This is a genomic window from Endozoicomonas euniceicola, assembly GCF_025562755.1.
In the GTDB taxonomy this organism is placed as follows: domain Bacteria; phylum Pseudomonadota; class Gammaproteobacteria; order Pseudomonadales; family Endozoicomonadaceae; genus Endozoicomonas_A; species Endozoicomonas_A euniceicola.
In genome coordinates, this window is the sequence record NZ_CP103300.1 from 1,012,657 (window position 1) to 1,033,215 (window position 20,559).

14 protein-coding genes and 1 pseudogene are annotated in these 20,559 nt (G+C 47.1%); 7 read left to right on the forward strand and 8 right to left on the reverse strand.

Annotation, left to right across the window (positions count from 1 at the left end; all coding sequences use genetic code 11):
• Positions 1 to 186 precede the first annotated feature (186 nt).
• Positions 187 to 903 carry a M48 family metallopeptidase gene (locus NX720_RS03910; RefSeq protein WP_262599535.1) on the reverse strand — a complete coding sequence of 239 codons (717 nt, stop codon included), beginning with the start codon at positions 901 to 903 and terminating at the stop codon, positions 187 to 189.
• On the reverse strand, positions 896 to 4,222 hold the full coding sequence (locus NX720_RS03915; protein WP_262599537.1) for a type I restriction endonuclease subunit R: 3,327 nt from the start codon (positions 4,220 to 4,222) through the stop codon (positions 896 to 898). Before NX720_RS03915 ends, NX720_RS03910 begins: the two co-directional genes overlap by 8 nt.
• Before the next feature lie 469 nt (positions 4,223 to 4,691).
• On the opposite strand from NX720_RS03915, the gene NX720_RS03920 reads away from it, so the two are divergent.
• The 5 genes and pseudogenes from NX720_RS03920 to NX720_RS03935 all read left to right on the forward strand — a co-directional run bounded on the left by NX720_RS03920 (position 4,692) and on the right by NX720_RS03935 (position 10,075).
• On the forward strand, positions 4,692 to 5,576 hold the full coding sequence (locus NX720_RS03920; protein ID WP_262599539.1) for an SEL1-like repeat protein: 885 nt from the start codon (positions 4,692 to 4,694) through the stop codon (positions 5,574 to 5,576).
• A gap of 772 nt (positions 5,577 to 6,348) precedes the next feature.
• Positions 6,349 to 7,569, forward strand: coding sequence for a tetratricopeptide repeat protein (locus NX720_RS03925; protein ID WP_262599541.1), 1,221 nt, complete (start codon positions 6,349 to 6,351; stop codon positions 7,567 to 7,569).
• A gap of 1,085 nt (positions 7,570 to 8,654) precedes the next feature.
• On the forward strand, positions 8,655 to 9,368 hold the full coding sequence (locus tag NX720_RS03930; protein WP_262599542.1) for a hypothetical protein: 714 nt from the start codon (positions 8,655 to 8,657) through the stop codon (positions 9,366 to 9,368).
• Between the two features lie 457 nt (positions 9,369 to 9,825).
• Positions 9,826 to 9,942 (forward strand): annotated as a pseudogene (locus NX720_RS27460) (hypothetical protein); the annotation flags it as partial.
• A complete protein-coding gene (locus tag NX720_RS03935) occupies positions 9,902 to 10,075 on the forward strand; it encodes an IS1 family transposase (RefSeq protein ID WP_449757782.1) in 174 nt (57 codons plus the stop codon). The pseudogene NX720_RS27460 and the gene NX720_RS03935, both read left to right, overlap by 41 nt.
• Positions 10,076 to 10,524: 449 nt before the next feature.
• On the opposite strand, the gene NX720_RS03940 is transcribed toward NX720_RS03935, so the two are convergent.
• A complete protein-coding gene (locus NX720_RS03940; RefSeq protein ID WP_262599543.1) occupies positions 10,525 to 10,875 on the reverse strand; it encodes a DUF805 domain-containing protein in 351 nt (116 codons plus the stop codon).
• A gap of 540 nt (positions 10,876 to 11,415) precedes the next feature.
• Between NX720_RS03940 and NX720_RS26845 the strand changes: the two genes are divergently transcribed.
• The gene (locus NX720_RS26845) at positions 11,416 to 13,716 is read left to right on the forward strand and encodes an SEL1-like repeat protein (protein WP_318654085.1); all 2,301 of its coding nucleotides are present in this window, start codon (positions 11,416 to 11,418) and stop codon (positions 13,714 to 13,716) included.
• A 330-nt stretch (positions 13,717 to 14,046) separates the two neighbouring features.
• The gene (locus NX720_RS03965; protein ID WP_262599545.1) at positions 14,047 to 14,367 is read left to right on the forward strand and encodes a Rap1a/Tai family immunity protein; all 321 of its coding nucleotides are present in this window, start codon (positions 14,047 to 14,049) and stop codon (positions 14,365 to 14,367) included.
• A 135-nt stretch (positions 14,368 to 14,502) separates the two neighbouring features.
• On the opposite strand, the gene darG is transcribed toward NX720_RS03965, so the two are convergent.
• Genes darG through NX720_RS03990 form a run of 5 tightly spaced genes read right to left on the reverse strand, consistent with a single transcriptional unit; the run spans position 14,503 to position 20,425 of the window.
• Positions 14,503 to 15,576 carry a type II toxin-antitoxin system antitoxin DNA ADP-ribosyl glycohydrolase DarG gene (darG, locus tag NX720_RS03970; protein WP_262599547.1) on the reverse strand — a complete coding sequence of 358 codons (1,074 nt, stop codon included), beginning with the start codon at positions 15,574 to 15,576 and terminating at the stop codon, positions 14,503 to 14,505.
• Entirely contained in the window at positions 15,573 to 16,217 is a 645-nt protein-coding gene (darT, locus tag NX720_RS03975) for a type II toxin-antitoxin system toxin DNA ADP-ribosyl transferase DarT (protein WP_262599549.1), read from the reverse strand. Before darT ends, darG begins: the two co-directional genes overlap by 4 nt.
• Positions 16,217 to 16,441 (reverse strand): hypothetical protein, encoded by a 225-nt coding sequence (locus NX720_RS03980; protein WP_262599550.1) that lies wholly within the window; start codon positions 16,439 to 16,441, stop codon positions 16,217 to 16,219. The genes darT and NX720_RS03980 overlap by 1 nt, the downstream gene beginning before the upstream one ends.
• Positions 16,438 to 17,727, reverse strand: coding sequence for a restriction endonuclease subunit S (locus tag NX720_RS03985; RefSeq protein ID WP_262599551.1), 1,290 nt, complete (start codon positions 17,725 to 17,727; stop codon positions 16,438 to 16,440). The genes NX720_RS03980 and NX720_RS03985 overlap by 4 nt, the downstream gene beginning before the upstream one ends.
• Positions 17,720 to 20,425, reverse strand: a complete 2,706-nt coding sequence (locus tag NX720_RS03990) for an N-6 DNA methylase (protein ID WP_262599552.1) — start codon at positions 20,423 to 20,425, stop codon at positions 17,720 to 17,722. Before NX720_RS03990 ends, NX720_RS03985 begins: the two co-directional genes overlap by 8 nt.
• Positions 20,426 to 20,559 lie beyond the last annotated feature (134 nt).

Here is a 20,559-nt window from a genome sequence, read left to right on the forward strand (position 1 = left end):
GTTTCACTATGCCCCCCCTGCGTCGGCATCGTTGACCCATCTTCATAAGCGTCAGAGCAAACTCATTTATCAGTGGGTGAATACTCTGGCCTCCCGTGAACACTCACTCCACTAAATCGTGAACATTTTTTGCGAATTTCCAGAATCACTGCTGGATGGCCCCAAAATACTCAGCCTGAGTATTAACTACAACCCCATCCCTGCCCCATTATGCCGCAGCCAGCTGACATGCCTCTGATAATCCGGCAAAACCTTATCAACAGCATCCCAGAATTTAGCGTCATGGTTGCGGTATAACCGGTGGGCAAGCTCATGAATAATGATGTAGTCCAGCACAGCTAAAGGAGCCATAAGGCAGCGCCAGTGAAAATTAAGATCGCCTTTGCTAGTGCATGAAGCCCAGCGGTGCTGTAACTCCATAACTCTGACAGAACCAAAGGTGACACCCATTTTGGGTGCGAAGTGAGTAAGCCTCTGGTTGATCCTGTCCAGCCCTTTAGTCCGATAGAAGTTTTTAAAAATCTCCATGCCGGAATCAACGTGATCCCGTCGCAGGAGGAAGCGCCCATTCTTTAAAACAAGCGCTTCATCCTGCTCATCAACCAGCTGCAGGCGGTAATTGCGCCCCAGATAGAGAAAGCCTTCACCGTTTACAAACTCCCGATGAACCTGCACCCGGTTCAGGTCTTCCCATTCCGCCAGGTTGCGATAAATCCAGCTGCGCTTCTGCTCGATAATGCTCTCAATTTTTGCCATGTCATAAGGCAGAGGGGCGCGTACCGTGACAGAGCCATCCCGTTCAATAAACAAACTGGTTGTCTTACGGTTGCTCTGCTTCAGGCTGTACTGAATATCCTGATATTGATGCAGGCTGGCTTCGTTATCAGTACTGGAATCACTCACCGGTAGTCATCCCCAAAATATCTTTTTCTCTTCTTCGTGCTAACGCCACAACCTCTGTAGCCAACAGCTCTCTCTGAGCTTTCAGCTGGGGAACCTTACTGAGGATCATACGTTTCTTGATTTTGCCCTGTAGCTCTGCCACCAGATCTTCCCGCTCCCAGAAATCAAGGTTGCCAATATGCTCATTCAGATCGTCCATTATGGCGACAATGGTCAGTTTTACCTTATCAATGTGTGCTGCCATATCGCCATCTTTAAAAGCCAGGCTCACGATCAGATCAAAGAACGGGTCTTCCACTTTAGCATCAGGGCCACGACTTGCCAGTATCTCATCCCTTAATGCACCAAGCTTCAGGGCCATCTGTTCCCAGTTATCACTGTGCTTTTTAATGATCTCATCAAGCTTTTCACTCATGCTTTTGTAGAACACAGGGTCATCATCGGCACTGACTTTACAGTGCTTGCGGATAGCGTGTTCCATCTCACTGGCTTGGGCTTTAAGGTCAGGTTCTTTTTTAACTGACTTGATGAATTCATCACTGAACAACTCAACAGGTTTCACCTTGGGGCTCATTCCCAGGCTAATCAGATGCTCATTGACCAGGCTCCGCACTTTCTGGCCGACACCATGGAAGTTCATAGTCTCGTCTTTGTACCGTTCACGAGCCCTGGCCTGAACATGAACAAATTGGTACATAGGCAGCTTGTACGGGTTTGCCAAAGCATTAGGCATGACAATATCCATACTCTGCAGAAACTTCTTGAAGTAAACGTTGAAACTGTCTCTCAGGCGGATATCTTCCAATAACTCCACAGCTGCCAGCAGAACCTGATAATGATCTTCCGGTGATAACTTCTGGTTGACCAACCGTTCTATCTGACTAACTCCGCCTTCCTGGAACAGCTGCAATAGCCGACGATAACGGCTTTCCAGAACAGGCACTTCACTATCGATACTTTGCAAACCATTGAGAAGGTCTTCCTGATCCTCACCGGCATAAAGCGACAGGGCTTCTTTCAGGTTTTCCGTCAGACCGATGTAATCAACGATGTAGCCCCTTGTTTTCTCCTTATAGGTTCGGTTCACCCTCGCGATGGTTTGCAGCAGATTATGTTCACTGAGTCGTTTATCAATGTACATAACCTGTTCAACCGGAGCGTCAAAGCCTGTCAGCAGCATATCGCAGACGATCAAAAAGGCGACGCCCGTTTCAGGCTTGTCGTCGTTGAAGGCCTTCTTGAAACTCTCCACGGCATCCAGGCTCTTTGACTCATTTCTTGCAGCAACAAAGTCAGCCTTTTCATTCGTCCCGTCGCTGGAAATGATGACCGCTGTTTTCAAAAACTTCAGCCGTTTCAGTATCTCAGAATTTTGTTCTGTCGCTGCCAGTGCTGCGTATTCTGAAATCTGTTGAGCAATCGCTTTGCGAATATAGGTCTGGTAGTGAATGCAGGCTTGTTTGGAAGAACACACCACCTGAGCCTTGAAGCCGGATGGCATAATGCCGCGCACGTAATGTCTGACCAGATCATTGGCAATTTCTTCTATCCGCTTCTCAGCATCAAGAATATCGCCCTCTGCGCCATACTTTTTGCGAATCTCCAACAGCTCTTCTTCGGTTCTGTCTTTGAACAGATTTTCAAATTTAGTGTCAAAGCCAGACCGGTCATATATCGCCGTATCAGCGGTACGCCCTTCATACAAAATCTGCAACGTGGCATTATCATCGACCGCATCCTGCAGCTTATATTTGTCGATATAGGCATCACCCTGACTGGCTCCAAAGCGCTTCCATGTGGGGTCTGTGTGATGATCGGCGATCAGCGGGGTTCCGGTGAACGCAATGCGAGTCGCATTGGGAAATGCATCAAACAGGTTATCAGAAAGACTGGCTCTGCCTTTGCCGCTGCGCTGTGTTCTGTGTGCTTCATCGATCAGTATCAAAACCTGGTCACGGTCATTGATAACACCAAAGTCCTGAAAGTAGGCGACTTCTACCTGATAATTGGCAGCGGCTTCCGCCACCCTGGTTTCATCTTCAGAATCCAAAGCCACCTTATATTCAGCAGACAACGCCTTACGCACACTGTCTGGCAGAAATGAGGCATCTTCCTCCCGAAACTTATGAATCATCACCATATTCAGGTTGGATGCATCAGAAGACAGTTTGTTTTTGGCTTCCCTGCTACTGCTGATTTCTACGACAGTTTCACCGGTCAAGCCAGCGGTTTGGGTTAGCTGCTCCTCAAGATCCCTGCGATCATTCACCATCAGGACTTTGTAATCTTTCAGGCTTTGCATGCGCCGTAACTTACGCACCAGAAAGACCATGGTCAGGCTTTTTCCGCTTCCCTGGGTGTGCCAGATAACCCCCGAACGCTGGAGGGAAGTCTCCCCCTCCCCCATACGCTTAAGAATCTTATGCACCGCACGGAACTGCTGATAACGACAGATGACTTTAATTCGGTTTGAACCCGCTGCCATAAACAGGGTAAAGCTGCGAGTGATATCCAGCAGGCGTTGAGGATGCAGCATTCCCTGCACAAGCTGCTCCTGAGAACGATGCAGCATAACTTCCGGAGCATGATAGGGTTCATGGTCCGGGTAGATGGTTTTCCAGTTAAAGTAATACTCTTCTGATGAAGTAATCGTACCGAACTTGCAGTCATCGCCGTAGGTGCTGATCATCAGCTGATTCGTGTAGAAAAGCTTTGGCTCACCTTCCCGGTTCTTCGAACTTTCCGGTTCACGCAGGTCAGCATAACGACGCAGCTGCTCGATCCCTTCAAACATCGGGTTAGTACAACTGCTGCTCAGCTCCTTACACTCAATCACCACGAGGGGAAGGCCGTTCACAAATAAAACGATGTCAGGGCGGACATGCCCTTTGGTATGCCCCGGAGTATCAATGCGGAACTGGTTGATGGCCGTAAAGGTGTTGTTTTGCCAGTGCTCAAAGTCAATGATTTTGACAACCGGACTGTCCTCACCGGTCAGCTCGTTCTTATCCACCTGCCATTTGTAGAGCCGTTCCAGAAACGCCTGATTGGCTCCAAGTAATTTGTCAGTACCAAAATCGGTAAAGTCTTCCAGCAATCCATCCAGTTGCTCCGGAGTCAGCCATTGAGTCCCCTCCTCCGTGGTATTAATTTTCAGCACAGCACTTTTGAACTGCTCCGCCAGCACCACTTCCCTGAAACTGCTCCGGAAGCTGGTTGCCGGGTCTGAAGGGATGCCTGAGCCCAGGTCATAAACGTCCCAGCCCATTGATGAAAGCTGGGTTAACAGGGGACGTTCGACATCCTTGTATTCACTCATGAAAAACAACCAGTAACAATTGAGGATAGGCAACATAAATAAGCAGCAGCTTGAAGCCTGTGCCCGTGAGGCAGCCAAATCCATTAAAATTGAAAATTAAAGTGACCTAAACGACTTCCGCCAAGTTTACAGGGTTGCATCCGTGATTCCAGTCTCACTCTCCTCGCTCCCCCTGTTTTTCTCACTGCTTCAGGCATGCCTTGGTATCTGATAAGTACGTATGTTCAGATGTCAGTCTCTGAGTGTAGGGTTTCTACTTATCCTGTCGTTTATTGCGTTGTTTGGGGTGGTACTAATGCACTTGAGAAGTGTGCTGTTCAGTTTGTTTTTTTTGTCTTTGTCCGCTGCAGGTTCAGGTGCTGTACCAGATCAGATTGGTTGTGATGCCTGTCTGTCAGAGAGTTGCCAAAAATCCTGCAGGTACTGGCATCCGCTTGCGCAGGATGGTGATATAGGTGCTCAATTTTTAATGGGCATTACGTATCTATCAGATCAAAGTTACGAACAGGCCGTTACCTGGTATCGCAAGGCCGCAGAGCAGGGGCATGCAGGTGCTCAGTACGAGCTGGGGTTCATGTATCTCAATGGTCAAGGCGTTAAACAGAATGACGAACAGGCTGCTGCCTGGTTTCGCAAGGCCGCAGAGCAAGGGGTCGCAGATGCTCAATACAGGTTGGGTTTAATGTATGGAAGTGGCATAAGCGTAAAACAGAGTTACGTTCAGGCCGCTGCTTGGTTTCGCAAGGCTGCAGAGCAGGGGCACGCAGATGCTCAGGTTGGCCTAGCACTCATGTATGAAGTTGGTCAAGGCGTTAAGCAGAGTGGCGAACAGGCCGCTGTCTGGTTTCGCAAGGCCGCAGAGCAGGGGCATGCAAATTCTCAGTACCTCTTGGGCGGCATGTATGAAGTTGGTCAAGGCTTTAAACAGAGTGACGAACAGGCTGCTGCCTGGTTTCGCAAGGCCGCAGAGCAGGGGGTCGCAGATGCTCAATTCAGGTTGGGTTTAATGTATGAACGTGGCCGCGGCGTAAAACAGAGTGACGAGCAGGCCGTTGCCTGGTATCGCAAGGCCGCAGAGCAGGGGTTGGCAGATGCTCAATTCAGGTTGGGTTTAATGTATGGAAGTGGTCAAGGCGTAAAACAGAGTGACGAACAAGCCGTTGCCTGGTATCGCAAGGCCGCTGAGGAGGGGCATGCAAATGCTCAGCACTTATTGGGCTTAATGTATTTTGAAGGTATAGGTGTGGAAAAAAGTATCGAACAGTCGTTTTACTGGTCTCGTAAAGCTGCGAACCAAGGGCATGAAGATGCTCAAAAATATCTGAAAAATTTAGAAAAGCTTCTGAGTACATAAGGTCTTGATAATGTTCGGTGTTCCCAGGCCATAAAACGTCTGCCCCGGAAACTCCCTGCAAACTTCCGCCTGCTGTTCCAGATAGCTGACCAGTTGCTCCTGATCCCGATTGATCCGGAGCAACCCCTCCTAATCCTGAAGCAGCCTGGCGGTTACTATATTTCCGAAGCCTCAGAAAATCCGAAACCGATTAACACACCAATCATAGCCATTAATAACGCCACTTTCGTAATACCCTGCCCAGTCATAAAAACAGCCCTTGCCGTCCCTGCCCTCCTAAATAGGCTTCCTGCCATCGCGACTTCCGCGCACGGCTGAAGTTTCCTGAACTAATTCCCCATAAAGGACTCAAACGTTTTAATCAATGATGGAATTTTGCAACACGGCGTACCGATTGCTTATCACCCCAGCGGTTGGTGGGGCTAATAACTGCCGCAACTGAAGCCGGGCTACCTCCTTGCTTGTCGAATCAGGTGTAAAAAAAGCTGGTGATTCAGTCGAGTGGTTGCCGCAAGCAACCAAACTTCAAAAATCCGGATTTGGTTCACCCGTCAGTCATATCCATCAATCTCCTCGCTCACCCTGCTTTTCTCACTGTTCCAAGCATGCCTTGGTATCTGATAAGTACGTATATTCAAGCATCAGCCTTTCAGAGTAGGTTTTTACTTATTCTGTCGTTTATTGCGTTGTTTGAAGGGGGGTACTAATGTACTTGAGAAGTGTGCTGTTCAGTTTGGTTTTTTTGTCACTATCCGTTATGGGATCCAGTGGGATGTCATTTAATGATGGTTCTGATGCCTATTTGTCAGGCGATTACACAAATGCTCTCAGTATATGGCTACCACTTGCTAATGATGGTGATGCAAGATCTCAATCTGCCCTAGGCACCATGTATAGCGAAGGCAAAGGCGTAAAACAAAGTGACGAGCAGGCCGCTGCCTGGTATCGCAAGGCCGCAGAGCAGGGAAATGTAGATGCTCAGTACAACCTGGGCTTTAAGTATGCCCATGGCCAAGGCGTAAAACAGAGTAACGAGCAGGCCGTTGCCTGGTATCGCAAGGCCGCAGAGCAGGGGTATGCTAAAGCTCAGTACTTGCTGGGCGCCATGCATAGCGAAGGCATAGGCGTAAAACAGAGTGACGAGCAGGCCGTTGCCTGGTTGCGCAAGGCCGCAGAGCAGGGAAATGTAGATGCTCAATACAACTTGGGCGTCATGTATGACATTGGCCAAGGCGTAAAACAAAGTGACGAGCAGGCCGTTATATGGTTTCGTAAGGCGGCAGAGCAGGGGCATACTAAAGCTCAATACAACTTGGGCGTCATGTATGACATTGGCCAAGGCGTAAAACAAAGTGACGAGCAGGCCGTTGCTTGGTATCGCAAGGCCGCTGAGCAGGGGTATGCAGATGCTCAGTACAACCTGGGCTTTAAGTACACCAATGGCATAGGCGTAAAACAGAGTAACGAGCAGGCCGCTGTCTGGTTTCGCAAGGCCGCTGAGCAGCGGCATGCTAAAGCTCAGTTCTTGCTGGGCGCCATGCATTTGTATGGTAAAGGTCTAAAACAAAGTAACGAGCAGGCCGCTGTCTGGTTTCGCGAGGCCGCTGAGCAGGGGTATGCAAAAGCTCAATACGAATTGGGCATCATGTATGAAAATGGCCGAGGCTTAAAACAAAATGATAAGCAGGCCGCTGTCTGGCATCGCAAGGCTGCTGAGCAGGGGCATGCAGATGCTCAGTTCACACTGGGATTCATGCATTTCAATGGCCGCGGCGTAAAACAAAGTGAAGAACAGGCCGCTGTCTGGCTTCGTAATGCAGCAGAGCAAGGGCATGCAGATGCTCAACACATCTTAGGCTTAATGTATTTTGAAGGCAGGGGTGTGGAAAAAAGTATCGAACAGTCATTTTACTGGTCTCGTAAAGCAGCGGACCAAGGGCATGAGGATGCTCAAAAACACCTGACAAATTTGGAAAAAAATTTTAATACATAGGATTTTGGCAACGCTCGGTGTGTACTGATAGCTTACCAAGTCATAAGACGTATGCTCAAGAAACACCCTGCAAAGCTCTGCCTGCTGTTCCAGATAGCTGTCCAGTTGCTCCTGATCCCGATTGATCTGGAGCATCCCCTCCCAAACCTCAAGCAGCCTGGCGGTTACGATAAACAAACCAACCTAGTAAACCATCCAACTGTTCCGGAGTCAGTCGCTGCGCCCCCTCCTCCGTGGTATTCATTTTCAGCACAGCAATTTTGAACTATTCTGCCAGCACCACTTCCCTGAAACTACTGCGGAAGCTGGGTTAACAGGGGACGTTCGACATCCTTGTATTCACTCATGAAAAACAACTCCGGACAGGGATAAAACGAAACCGGTCATTCAGAACATCTGCCAAAATCCACTATGTCAGTCTCATATTAGAGGCTGTAGATAATCGGCGTCTCTGCCTACCTTATAACCAGTAACGTTTGAGGTTAGGCAGCACGAATAAGCAGCAGCTTGAAGCCTTTGTCTGTGAAGCAGCAAAATCCATTAACATTAAAAATTAAAAGTCCTGAATTCGTACCAAAAGCACATAACCTTTGTAACCAGCAGCTTGCCAGAGAACCTTTGAAATGAATCAGAACTCAGAGGTACTCTATAAAGCAACCAAACCAAACGGAGGGCGCCATGGATGGCCTATACACACCTGAGTTCTGAAAAGAGACATTATATCGAAATTGATCTGAAAAATGGGGCTTCTCAAAATAAAATTGCGAAAAAGCTTAGTCGCTTGCAAAACTCCCTTTCTCGTTAGTTAAACCGCAACAAGAGGTTGCGTGACTATAGGCACTAGCAGGCTCATCGCATGGCCGAACAAGGCCATAAGGAGAAGGCAGTCAAGCTAACCGAGGTTATTAAACTCCACACCATCCGCTACACCCTTTTTGACTGGAGTCCTGAGCAAGTGGCTGGATGACTTGGGAAAAAAGGCACAATCAAGCTACACCACGAAACGATTCATCAATTTTGATTGATCAAGCCAATAACAGTTATCATATTATCTGTAATTGGTTTTACTTTCAGCGGTGATTACTTTGATTGATAAGAAATATTTTCATGTGGCCATAGTTGTAATTCTTTGTTCCTTCTTCCTTAATTTTGTTAATGCTTTGGGTAATGGGTATGCTAACGGTTTTGAAATTCTAACTCAGCCAGAACTGAGAGCTATTTTGCTCGACGCACCAGCTATTATACAAAGTGCAGTCATTCATGGAATTATGGCCTCAATTATAATCCCCTTGGCTATCTTTTCACTGTTTTCCCTATCATCTAAAATGAGAAATAAAATTACATTCTATAAAGTGTTTATTTATGTTGGCTTGTATGCTTCTTTATCAATTTTTATAGTTGACAGTTCTCAAATAAATGCTGATCAAGATACAAAAGAACAGAGTTCTTTTGATTCACATGAAGCTACGCAGAAAAGACAAAAACTAATATCCGGGATGACTGTCTATATCATGTGTGCGGATGTATTAGAAATTACAAAACCAGAGGGTTGGGAAGAAATTAGTGATTCATACATTAAGACAACGGAAATATTTGCTTATTCTATTATGTCTCAATTGGATTCGGAAGACATCGATGGGGACGTTGACCACTTTTTGGCTAAGTTGAGAAAACAAAATAAACTAAAAATTAAGAGTAAAGCATATTCTGATATTGTTGATTGGGGTCAAAAAGCAGGTTGTACATCAGAAAAATTGATTAATGTCAGTAAGAATCTTAACTCACACGCTGATAATTAACCTAACGTCGCATTCACCTTCTGCGTCGCAGACGGTGAATGCTTTAGATACGCCCGGCGTGGGCATGAACTTATGGGGTGAAAGTCATCTGTGGGTAAACCAGCATCGGATGCTGCCGCTTAATAAGCTCAGCGGTGATAACCACCAACTTAAAGCAAGTACAATCTCTCGAGGAATTGTGTGGGGGCAGTCTGACAACACCAAAAGTAAGCGCTTTAGGCGAAGGTGCGAGCCGACGGACAGAAACCTATACAAGACCAAGTCTCGTTGGGGAGTGTGCCCAAGATCACAAAGCCCTCTGGTTTGAGAGATGCGATAAATGCCACAATTGTACGCTGAAAGTTCACGTCCTTATCTGGGGAGGTCTGCTCAACTGGCAACCGTAAAAATACCCAATTTGGCCACAGGTCTAACAGGCCAAAAATTCCGATCTCATTAACTAGAATGAGCGAACCCAATGAAACACGGTATCTCATTCAGGGGTAACTCTGAATGTGTTTCGGTTTTTGCTGCATTCAAATTCTACTGCACTGATGACTGGAAGCCATACGGCTCAGAACTGCCAGAAGATAATCATATTGTCAGTAAAAAGTTCACACAAAGCATTGAGAGAAACAGCGCTGACACTGCGTACACGCATTAAGCGATTAACCCGAAGAATCATCTATTTTTCTCGCTTAGTGGAACTGCATGGCAAGGTCGTCTGATAGTTCATGTCAAGAATGTGGTATCAATCTGTTTGAAACATGGCCAAAAAAAACGCTTCGACACACTCTACCAACAGCACCTGACAGTATTGAAGCTTGAGAGTACAAGCAAAACCACCATTGATTTGTATGGGTGAAAGTCTCATATTGACCAGCACCAAACCTCTCTGCATCCCTTGCTATATAAAGGTTTGCTGACTTTTGTGGATTGTCATGAATATCCAGAAACAGCCATCTGAGACAAAACCTTCAGTGGGAGGTAAAGCCAGTATTTACGGGCTTTCCAGTAAGGGCGGTACTAAAATCTTCCGGTTGGACTGAAAAATTTATCTGCTCAGAGCAAAGCTTGGTGCTCAAGGTCTGTAGGGCGGGTCAATATGAGACTTACACCCAATTTGTATAGTCACCCTCTGAGGCTTATAGAGGCTAAAAACCTCCGGCGACCCGATTTAGTCTGCTGCTAATTTGGGATTCGGTCCATATTCATTGGATTCTACTTTACTATCTAGTACAAAAAATACGAATAGCACAATTGATCCAAAAGGAATCAATCCAATTAACAACCACCATCCTGAACGATCTATATCATGTAGTCTCCTAACTGATACAGCAATAGCTGGAATTAATACTGCAAGAATGTATAAACTACCAATAGTACCGTAGCCGCCAAGCATTATTTCTATAAAGCTAATTGCAAATGCAATAAGCAAATTAAATAAAGTAAACATCCAGTATTCTTTCCGTCTTGCACGACCACTGAATACAGCATATTGCTTTAGTACCTTTAAATACCACTCCATTATTATCTCCCTTATGCTCCCTTAATTTTTATGATCAAACTAGCTGTAAAAAGGGACAGCCTAACGCCTAAATCAGGTGCGTCAGTGGTGTCACCAAGTTTACTTGTTAGAAGCTAGTTGTTTGTCGCATTGCCACAAAAGCCTACATAGCAATATGCGTCACTGGAGAATATCGCACATTTAAAGCCTCTGGTATAAGAGCTAGCCTTATCACCATAGGCACTATTACCTTCCCGCAAAACAGGCATTCAAAAGAATCTGCCAACCAGCCGAGTAATTACTCGCAAGCAACCAAACTTCAAAAATCCGGATTTGGTTTACCCGCCAATTATACCCATCAACCTCCTCGCTCAACCCGCTTTTTCTCAAAGCCCCAGACATGCCTTAGCATCTGATAAGTACGTATATTCAAATATCAGCCTTTCAGAGTAGGTTTTTTACTTACTCTGTCGTTTACTGAGTTGTTTGGGGGTACTAATGAACTTGAGAAGTGTGCTGTTCAGTTTGATTTTTTTGTCATTTTCCGTTATGGGGTCTGGGGTGTCATATCAGGATGGTTCTGATGCCTATTTGTCAGGCGATTATCCAAATGCGCTCAACATATGGATACCACTTGCTAATGACGGTGTTGCAAAAGCTCAATACAGTCTGGGCGTCATGTATGACAATGGCCAAGGTGTAAAACAAAGTGACGAGCAGGCTGTTGCCTGGTATCGCAAGGCCGCTGAGCAAGGGCATGCAAAAGCACAGTACAACCTGGGCGTCATGTATGGCAATGGCCAAGGCGTAAAACAAAATGGTAAGCAGGCTGTTGCCTGGTATCGAAGGGCCGCCGAGCAAGAGTATGCAGATGCTCAGTACAATCTGGGCGTCATGTATGCCAATGGCCAAGGCGTAAAACAAAATGATAAGCAGGCTGTTGCCTGGTATCGCAAGGCCACAGAGCAAGGAGTTGCAGATGCTCAGTACAATCTGGGCTTAATGTATTTCAATGGCCGTGGCGTAAAACAGAGTGACGAGCAGGCCGTTATCTTGCTTCGCAAGGCTGCTGAGCAGGGGTATGCAGATGCTCAATATATTTTGGGCTTAATGTATTCTGAAGGCCGTGGTGTAAAACAAAGTGACGAGCAGGCTATTGCCTGGTATCGCAAGGCCGCTGAGCAAGGAGATGCAGATGCTCAGTACAACCTCGGTGTTATGTATGATAATGGCCAAGGTGTAAAACAAAGTGACGAGCAGGCTGTTGCCTGGTATCGCAAGGCCGCAGAGCAAGGACATGCAAAAGCACAGTACAATCTGGGCGTCATGTATGACAATGGCCAAGGTGTAAAACAAAGTGACGAGCAGGCAATTGTCTGGTATCGATGGGCTGCAGAGCAAGGAGATGCAGATGCTCAGTACAACCTGGGGGTCATGTATGACAATGGCCAAGGTGTAAAACAAGGTGACGAGCAGGCTGTTGCCTGGTATCGCAAGGCCGCTGAGCAAGGGCATACAAAAGCACAGTACAACCTGGGCGTCATGTATGCCAATGGCCAAGGCGTAAAACAAAATGATAAGCAGGCTGTTGCCTGGTATCGCAAGGCCGCAGAGCAGGGGTATGCAGATGCTCAGTACAACCTGGGGATCATGTATGCCAATGGCCAAGGTGTAAAACAAAATGATAAGCAGGCTGTTATCTGGTTTCGCAAGGCCGCTGAACAGGGGTATGCAGATGCTCAGTACAACCTGGGTGTCATGTATACCAATGGCCGCGGTGTAAAACAAAATGATAAGCAGGCTGTTGTCTGGTTTCGCAAGGCTGCACAACAAGGGAATGAAGGAGCACAGTACAACCTGGGCGTCATGTATGACAATGGCCAAGGCGTAAAGCAAAGTTATGAGCAGGCTGTTGCCTGGTATCGAAGGGCCGCAGAACAGGGGGATGCAGATGCTCAGTACAACCTGGGGGTCATGTATGACAATGGCCAAGGCGTAAAGCAAAGTTATGAGCAGGCTTTTGCCTGGTATCGAAAGGCCGCTGAGCAGGGGTATGCAGATGCTCAGTTCAACCTCGGCGTCATGTATGACAATGGCCAAGGCGTAAAACAAAATGATAAGCAGGCTGTTGCTTGGTATCAAAGGGCCGCTGAGCAGGGGTATGCAGATGCTCAGTTCAACCTGGGCGTCATGTATGCCAATGGCCAAGGCGTAAAACAAAATGATAAGCAGGCTGTTGCTTGGTATCGCAACGCCGCAGAGCAGGGGTATGCAAATGCTCAGTTCGACCTGGCCGTCATGTATGACAATGGCCGAGGCGTAAAGCAAAGTTATGAGCAGGCTGTTGCTTGGTATAGCAAGGCCGCTGAACAGGGGTATGCAGATGCTCAGCACAACCTCGGCGTCATGTATGCCAATGGCCAAGGCGTAAAACAAAATGATAAGCAGGCTGTTGTCTGGTATCGCAAGGCCGCAGAACAGGGGTATGCAGATGCTCAGTACAACCTCGGCGTCATGTATGCCAATGGCCAAGGCGTAAAACAAAATGATAAGCAGGCTGTTGCCTGGTATCGCAAGGCCGCTGAGCAAGGGCATGCAAAAGCACAGTACAATCTGGGCATCATTTATGCCAATGGCCAAGGCGTAAAACAAAATGATAAGCAGGCTGTTGTCTGGTATCGCAAGGCCGCTGAGCAAAGGCATGCAAAAGCACAGTACAATCTGGGCTTAATGTATTTTGAGGGCAGGGGTGTAGAAAAAAGTATCGAACGGACGACTTACTGGTTTCGTAAGGCTGCTAACCAGGGGCTCGAACACGCTCAAAAAGACCTGGAATTGTTAGAAGAGCTTTTTAGTGCATAGGTTTTGATCACGCTTGGTGAATGGGTTCGACGACGATAGCGGTGTTATCGCCTGAAGCAATGGGGAAGCAAAGGCTACCGAATACTCAGAAAGCTGGTAGTCGATAGATTTCTGGCATGAAACACGGCAAAGTCTGCTCATAGATTTTGGCGTTTGAGTAGCAATCCTGCTCTTACAAAAGCATTACCGAATAGATATTTCAGGAATCTGAGATTGCCTAAACTGGCAGCAAGATGAACCGCGATGCTAAGTGATCCGTACGGCTCGTGGTGTGGGAGGAACAGAGTCGTGAGGCTCTGCCCTATCCCGATTATGTGAAAGGAGAAAAATTTGAGAAACTCAATTAAAGAGCTCTTCATTCTTGCAGCGTTAGCATTTACAGCCAACGTTAGCGCTGATGGAACGAGATTCCTAGAAGATTGCAATAACTATGCAGTTTCTAGAGGAACCTTTGGTCAGGGCTATTGCATAGGTGTTGTAGTTGGCGTGATCAGTGCGTCAGACAAAATATGTCTACCTGAAAATGTGACTTTTAAGCAAGCGGTTCTAATTGTAGAGAAATATCTGAAAGATAATCCGCAGGAACTGCATTTTTCAGAGGGTTCTCTGGCCGAATACGCTTTGTCGAAAACTTGGGCTTGTCCAAAATGAGGTCTTAAACGAATAAGGATAGATTCCGCGCAGCCACAATCTTATCCGGTTGCTGAACAAGCCCTGTCTTGACAACTGTTCGGTGTGGCTTAGGGGAAATAGCTTTTCTCCTATTACCCAGAGAAGATGGCTCCATCAGGCAGCCATCTTCATTTCCTGAAGTCTTGATAAAGCTATCGAAACATCACGCTCACTGAACAACTTCTCTTTTCTGGAAGCCCACTTAGAACCTGCAGGCCATTGTTTTATTGCTTCCATGACATCATCAACCGTTCCATTGCAGCTCTCCCTGCTGATCAGCCAGTCAACGGTTGTCAACAGCTCTAGTCCGAAAGGAGATTCAAAACCAGAAATGATCTTCGAGGCTTCCTCAAGTGCTGGCAAGTATTTTGTAGCCTTTGACTCAAGATAAGTTTGCAATTTGATTTTATATTTTTCGTTAAAGCGAATAACATCCAGCGGACTACTATCCGCTATACGCTTGTCACTTTTTAAATAGCTACCATCCAGATGATTCAAAACGTGCTGCAGGCGGTTAGCATAAGGGCCATAATTTTCCGGGCTGAACTGAAGCTGGAGAGGGTTTTCAAGCTGTTGTTTCTCAATCACTCTTTCAAGAACCCAGGCTAACTTTTGCACTTCCAGCAGGCTGCATTCCATACCAGGAACCCAATAGCGACGGATTAACTCGGCAATTAACGCCCTTGCAGGGGTCAGCTTTTCAGCACCTTTTGACTTGGCAATATTCTGGTATTTTGCAGTCGGCTCAAAAATAAGAATCTCTACATCGTGCAAATCTGACAGAGCCAGTTCAATCTGCTCACGAACGGCAGGCCAGGGAAGACCGCCATTGCCAGCTCCAAGGGGAGGAATGGCGATGGACCTGACATTTTCTTCAAGAATAAAGCGTTTTAGGTCTTGCAAACCATCAACCACCCACTCCATTTTTGAGGGATAACGCCAATGCTTCTTAGTCGGAAAATTCACCACCCAGTGGGGGCCTATAAGCTCATCAGTTTTAGTGACAAACATTTTGCCAACCTGAACTTCTTTAGCCTTGCAGGCTTTGACGTACTCCTTCATGTTTTTGTCAAAGCGCTCTTTGAACATCAGGGCAATACCTTTTCCCATAACCCCGACGGTGTTAACCGTGTTAACCAGAGCTTCGGCAGGTGCGTCAAGAAGATTGCCTGTCGTGTATTTGATCATTGGAAATACCACCCCGTTCGCACGTAGACTGACAACCCAAGCCCTCGCTGCTGCATAAGCTGATCTATCTGCAATTTTAGCTCTTCGGTATAACAAACGACACCCAGCAATGCTTCTACTGGTACGTGCCGGTAAACCAAAGCCTCTGCCTGATAGCGCTCAAACTTGGCTGGATCATCCTGATCCCGCTTAAAATCACGACGTTGCAGGATTGACCAGTCCACTTTATCAAGATCAGCGAGGCCACTGTAAAAGTTTGCCCACATATAATAAGCATGGCTATCCGTAAACAGGAATGGAAGTTCCAACTCTCGTATTCGATACAAGCTGGAAACAAGAATAACGATTTCGTCATTATCCCTTTTGGGTACGCTCCATCCTGTGTGGATATTCTGCATCATCACCGAAAAAGGGGTGAAGTAGAAGGGAACGTAATCATTCAATACTCCACCAGGTTTATCTGGAACAGGATGATTACCACGTTTATCAATCAGCTCAGGATTCCCTATATCCACCCAATCAGATGAGCGAACCGTACTGGTTCCGCAGTGCAAGCCATTATCCAGCAGCCACGGAAGGTTATTCCGGTGAGTAATTCTCCAGATCAGGGCTTTTTGAGGGTTGAGATTTTTGTAAAACATCAATGTCTTTTCCGTAGGAACATGCTGGTGTCTGATACCATGAGTTTTGATAAACGGTGTATGAAAAAACTCTGGCTCTGCAGGCCTAATAAAGCCTTCCTGAACCCAACCGTCAAACGGATCTCGGACAAAAGGACAACAAACAGCGGGTAGTACGCCGACAAAAAAATCAGCGCATCGACCCACATTTTAGGTGCCAGCTCCTTTGGCTTGAGGTTGATCATACCGGTACGGGCACCTTTCCGGTCAGGAGGTCTTGCATTAAGCCTTTTTTCTGAACTTCGAGCTTTTGCTTGTATTGCCGTTGAGCAGATTGTTTTGTATTTACGGTACTGTAAATAGCATTTATTTTTTCTTGTTCAGCCATTGGGGGGACTGGTAAAAGCAAGGTTCTCAGAGCTTTGGACTGTATTGCATCCATAACCGCCCCTTGCGACTCCCTATGCAGAGCTGCTTTAACCCACGGTGCATAGTTCAATTGCCAGCAAATCAGATCAGGAATAACTTTTTCCTGATCAAAAGTCATAGTCCACAAATGCTTTGAGGATAGTGCCGCACCAATATTTTCAGGAAGTACGCAACAACGACCAACAGTTCCCATAATGGTGATAACCACATCCTTCGGGCGAACAGCATAACGTGACAACTCGTTGAATTTTTGTGATGTCACAAAACGGCGAAAGTTGTTTTCAAAATGCTCAACGAAAATATTATCAATGCCCAGCAGCGGAATACCTTCTTCTACAAGCTCATGTTTCAACAAAGCGCTACCAAATGGGCCGCTCCTCATTGGTGTTGAGACATTTACCAACAGTTTCTCTAAAGGCTGAACCTCCCACCCCTTTGGCACCCAACCAAGCTCTGTTTCCTTATACAGCTCCGGGGCTTCTTCAAAGCCTGGGCGCAGCTGGCCGGTAGCGGTATCAATGCCACGGCTGAACAGGTCTGCCATCATGCCTTGTTTGATGGAGGTGTATTTGTCGATAAGGGACTGGGTTCGGGTAATCAGATCGTCAACTGTTGAGAGAATTTTAGCTATCTTTTTCTGTTGTTCTACTGTCGGCAAAATCAAGCCTACCTTGCCCATAACACCATTCATCAACTTTGGGTTGCCAATATATGAAACATATCTTTTTGCAACTTGCCCCAGTTGATAACTCAAAAATTTGAGGTTTACGTTTTCACTTTTTGCCTTTAAAGTCCCACATACGTTTGTGCAGTTGAATTTCCCTATTCTGTAGAAAACAGTCCCTGCATTTTCTCCGTCCGTGGTCCATGTCACATATTCACCATCGAAATCATATGTGTCAATCATTCCCATTTGACCGTTATTTTGCGTTTGGGAAGAATAAACAGGGTAGGCACCAAGGTTATTCTTGACCTCATCCTGACTAATAACCCTACCGCGACCTAAATCACAAATTTCTTCAATTGTTACCTCTCCCCACCCAATTGGAATTTCATTGAACTGAGAAACATCTTTTAGGTTTTTTCTTCTAATATCACTCATACCCCAACTCCCGCATAAACCCACCCAGCAATGCCGCTTCCGTATCCCTCTGATCCAGAATATCCTTCACCGTCACCGCATACTTCCGGTGCAGGTTTTCCACAGCCTTCACCAGCGTCAACAGCACAGCACGCACATAGCCCTGATATTCAACATCCAGCTCATCCTTGAAGCGGGCTAAAATCAGCTTTCGGGCATCATCGCGGTCGATCTGTTCCCGGGCCGCTGCCAGCAGCTGATCCATTCGCTTTTCCGTTTCACGAATCTCGACTTTCAGCGCTTTGAGTTCCTGCTCCACGGCTTTATGGTTAGCCAGTTTTTCCTCTATGGTTCTGAGCTGTTCTGTCGCTGCTTCTCCCTGTGCGGCCAGGTCAGAAATGGTCTCGGCATTGGAGAGGCTGACGTTCAGCTCTCTGGCTGTGGACAGAATTAACTGATGCACCGCAAAGTTCTGCTCTTTGGTGGTCAGCCCTTTGCTGAAATCGCCTTTCTTCGTGCCTTTAGGCAGGGTGGTCGCCGCTTTCAGCTCGGTAAAGGCATCATTGATTTGCGCCTTGATGTTTTTCAGGGTCTGGCTGATGGTTGCCTTGACTTCTTTCTGGTCTGCCTTCAGTTGTTTGGCGTATTCAGAGGGTAGCACCGGATTTTCATCCGAGGGTTCGTAGTCTTCTTCGTCTGCCTGATCGATCCAGCCTTGCAGCTCATTGATTCGTCCGTTTTTCTGGTGGAGTTCTGCCACAACCTCAGCACACTGGGAGGCAAACAGGACTTCATCTGGAATCAGTTCAGCGTTCCAGCCACTGGCGGCGATGGATTTGAAGTCAGCTTCTAATCGCTTAAACCAGTTCGCCAGAGCGCCCCGAACTTTGTACTGGTTCAATAGTTTTAACGGAACCAGTGCCTGTTCAATGGAGTTCAGTGCTTCCCGACGCAAAGCAAAAACACCGTCTTCATTCTGAGTATCTCCACTCAATGCGTCATCACCAAGACGGATAAAGGCGGGCAGTTCATTGTTCCACCATACGTCAACAGCCTGCTGAAACTGCTGATGTTTTTGATTGACAGCCGGGTGCGCTTCAACCAAAGGCTTGATGGCATCAAGGGAGCCAATGCTGCTCTGGAAGTCCTGGTAGTGGTCATCCGCTTCACGGATGGAAAAAAGACTTTCCCGAAGCCCCGGATAATCCAGCCAGAAGGCTTCGAGGCTATTGATTTCAGCCTGAGGGATGCCACCGTTCAGGTGCGCCTTTACATCATGGGGTTCAGGCGCCGGGCTGTTATCCACATAGCGACGGATATTAAGGTTGAAGTCTTCACTTTCCAGCTCACTGACCGGAACCTGTCGTGCATACTTTGGCACTTTCCTTGTTGCTTCATCACCAGAACTCAACAAGCTGCGATAGACGCTGGTGATTTTCTCGATATCTTCAGGCCGCAGACTGTTCTGGTTTTTCCCTTCCCTGTATTCACGGTCGGCATTGATAAACAGTACAGAGTTTCGGTCTGAAGCTCCCTGTTTATTGATTACCAGCACACAGGCAGGAATGCCCGTACCGTAGAACAAACCGGAGGGCAGACCAATAACCGCTTCCAGAAGACCACTGTCAATCATGCGCTGACGACACAGTTTTTCTTCACCACCACGGAACAGCACACCATGGGGCATTACCACGGCCATTTTTCCGTTCTGTTTCAATGAAGCGACCATATGCTGCACAAACATCAGGTCTGCTTTTTTGCCTGATTCCGGCAAAAAGGTGTGGAAGCGATCCTTAAAGCCCTGAATATCGGACTTCTTGTAGTTCTGGGAAAATGGCGGATTGGCAATCACCCGGTCAAAGGTGCGAAGCTCACCATTGGCCGTAATATGTTGCGGATTGAGCAGGGTGTCGTCGTTCTGAATATCCGCACCACCGGCTCCGTGCAGGATCATGTTCATCTTGCAGATAGACCAGGTGCCACCGTTATCTTCCTGACCAAGCAAGTGCATGTTGCGGACGTTGCCACCGGTCTCCGCCACATAGTTCCGACTCTGGATCAGCATACCGCCTGAGCCACAGGTCGGATCATAAACTTCCATGCCTTCGGTGGGTTCCAGAATTTCAACCAGCAGTCGTACCACTTCTGCAGGCGTATAAAATTCACCGCCTTTTTTACCGGCACTGTCGGCAAAGTATTTGATCAGGTATTCATAGGCTGCGCCCAGCAGATCGGGAAATTCAAAGTCTTCATTGGACAGGGGGATTTCATCGAAGTGCTGGATAAAATCCACCAGGGTGCTGTCCGGGATAGGCTTCTTGCCAACGGTTTTGTTGAAGTTGATGTGCTTGAGAACACCTTCCAGACCCTTGGACGTGTTTTCATCCTCAAGGGCAGACAGGGCTTTATTCAGGCCATTGCCGACATGCTCTTTCAGGTGTTTGAGGCTGGACCAGTGCGCTGCCGGTGGAACAAAGAAATCAAACTGATCTTCATCCCCCAAAAGCAGCTCAATGTCTTCTTCGTCGTGACCTTCATTCAGCAATTCCGCTTTTTTCGCAGCGTAGTCCTTGTCAAACTGGTCGGACATTCGCTTCAGAAACAGGATGCCAAAGATAAACTCTTTGTAGTCAGACGCATCCATCTTGCCCCGCAGAATATCGCAGGCTTTGAATAGCTTACTGGTGAGTCGGGAGAGTGTGAGTTTGTGGGTAGTCATAGGGTCTCGGTGCCTGCCGGTGGTTTGCCCGTCTTTTGAGCAGGAAAGGCAGGTTGATACTCAGTAATTCTTGATGGGGGGATATTACCTGTTAGCTGGGGGTTGGACTAGGGGCGTTTGAAAGTTGCCAGCTG

Coding starts and splice junctions, on each gene's coding strand:
- NX720_RS03925 (WP_262599541.1), top strand. CDS start 6,349: ATGTCATTTAATGATGGTTCTGATGCCTATTTGTCAGGCGATTACACA.
- NX720_RS03990 (WP_262599552.1), bottom strand. CDS start 20,425: ATGACTACCCACAAACTCACACTCTCCCGACTCACCAGTAAGCTATTC.
- NX720_RS03935 (WP_449757782.1), top strand. CDS start 9,902: ATGACTGGAAGCCATACGGCTCAGAACTGCCAGAAGATAATCATATTG.
- darG (WP_262599547.1), bottom strand. CDS start 15,576: ATGATCAAATACACGACAGGCAATCTTCTTGACGCACCTGCCGAAGCT.
- NX720_RS03920 (WP_262599539.1), top strand. CDS start 4,692: ATGGGCATTACGTATCTATCAGATCAAAGTTACGAACAGGCCGTTACC.
- NX720_RS03915 (WP_262599537.1), bottom strand. CDS start 4,222: ATGAGTGAATACAAGGATGTCGAACGTCCCCTGTTAACCCAGCTTTCA.
- NX720_RS03940 (WP_262599543.1), bottom strand. CDS start 10,875: ATGGAGTGGTATTTAAAGGTACTAAAGCAATATGCTGTATTCAGTGGT.
- NX720_RS03985 (WP_262599551.1), bottom strand. CDS start 17,727: ATGAGTGATATTAGAAGAAAAAACCTAAAAGATGTTTCTCAGTTCAAT.
- NX720_RS03980 (WP_262599550.1), bottom strand. CDS start 16,441: ATGATCAACCTCAAGCCAAAGGAGCTGGCACCTAAAATGTGGGTCGAT.
- darT (WP_262599549.1), bottom strand. CDS start 16,217: ATGTTTTACAAAAATCTCAACCCTCAAAAAGCCCTGATCTGGAGAATT.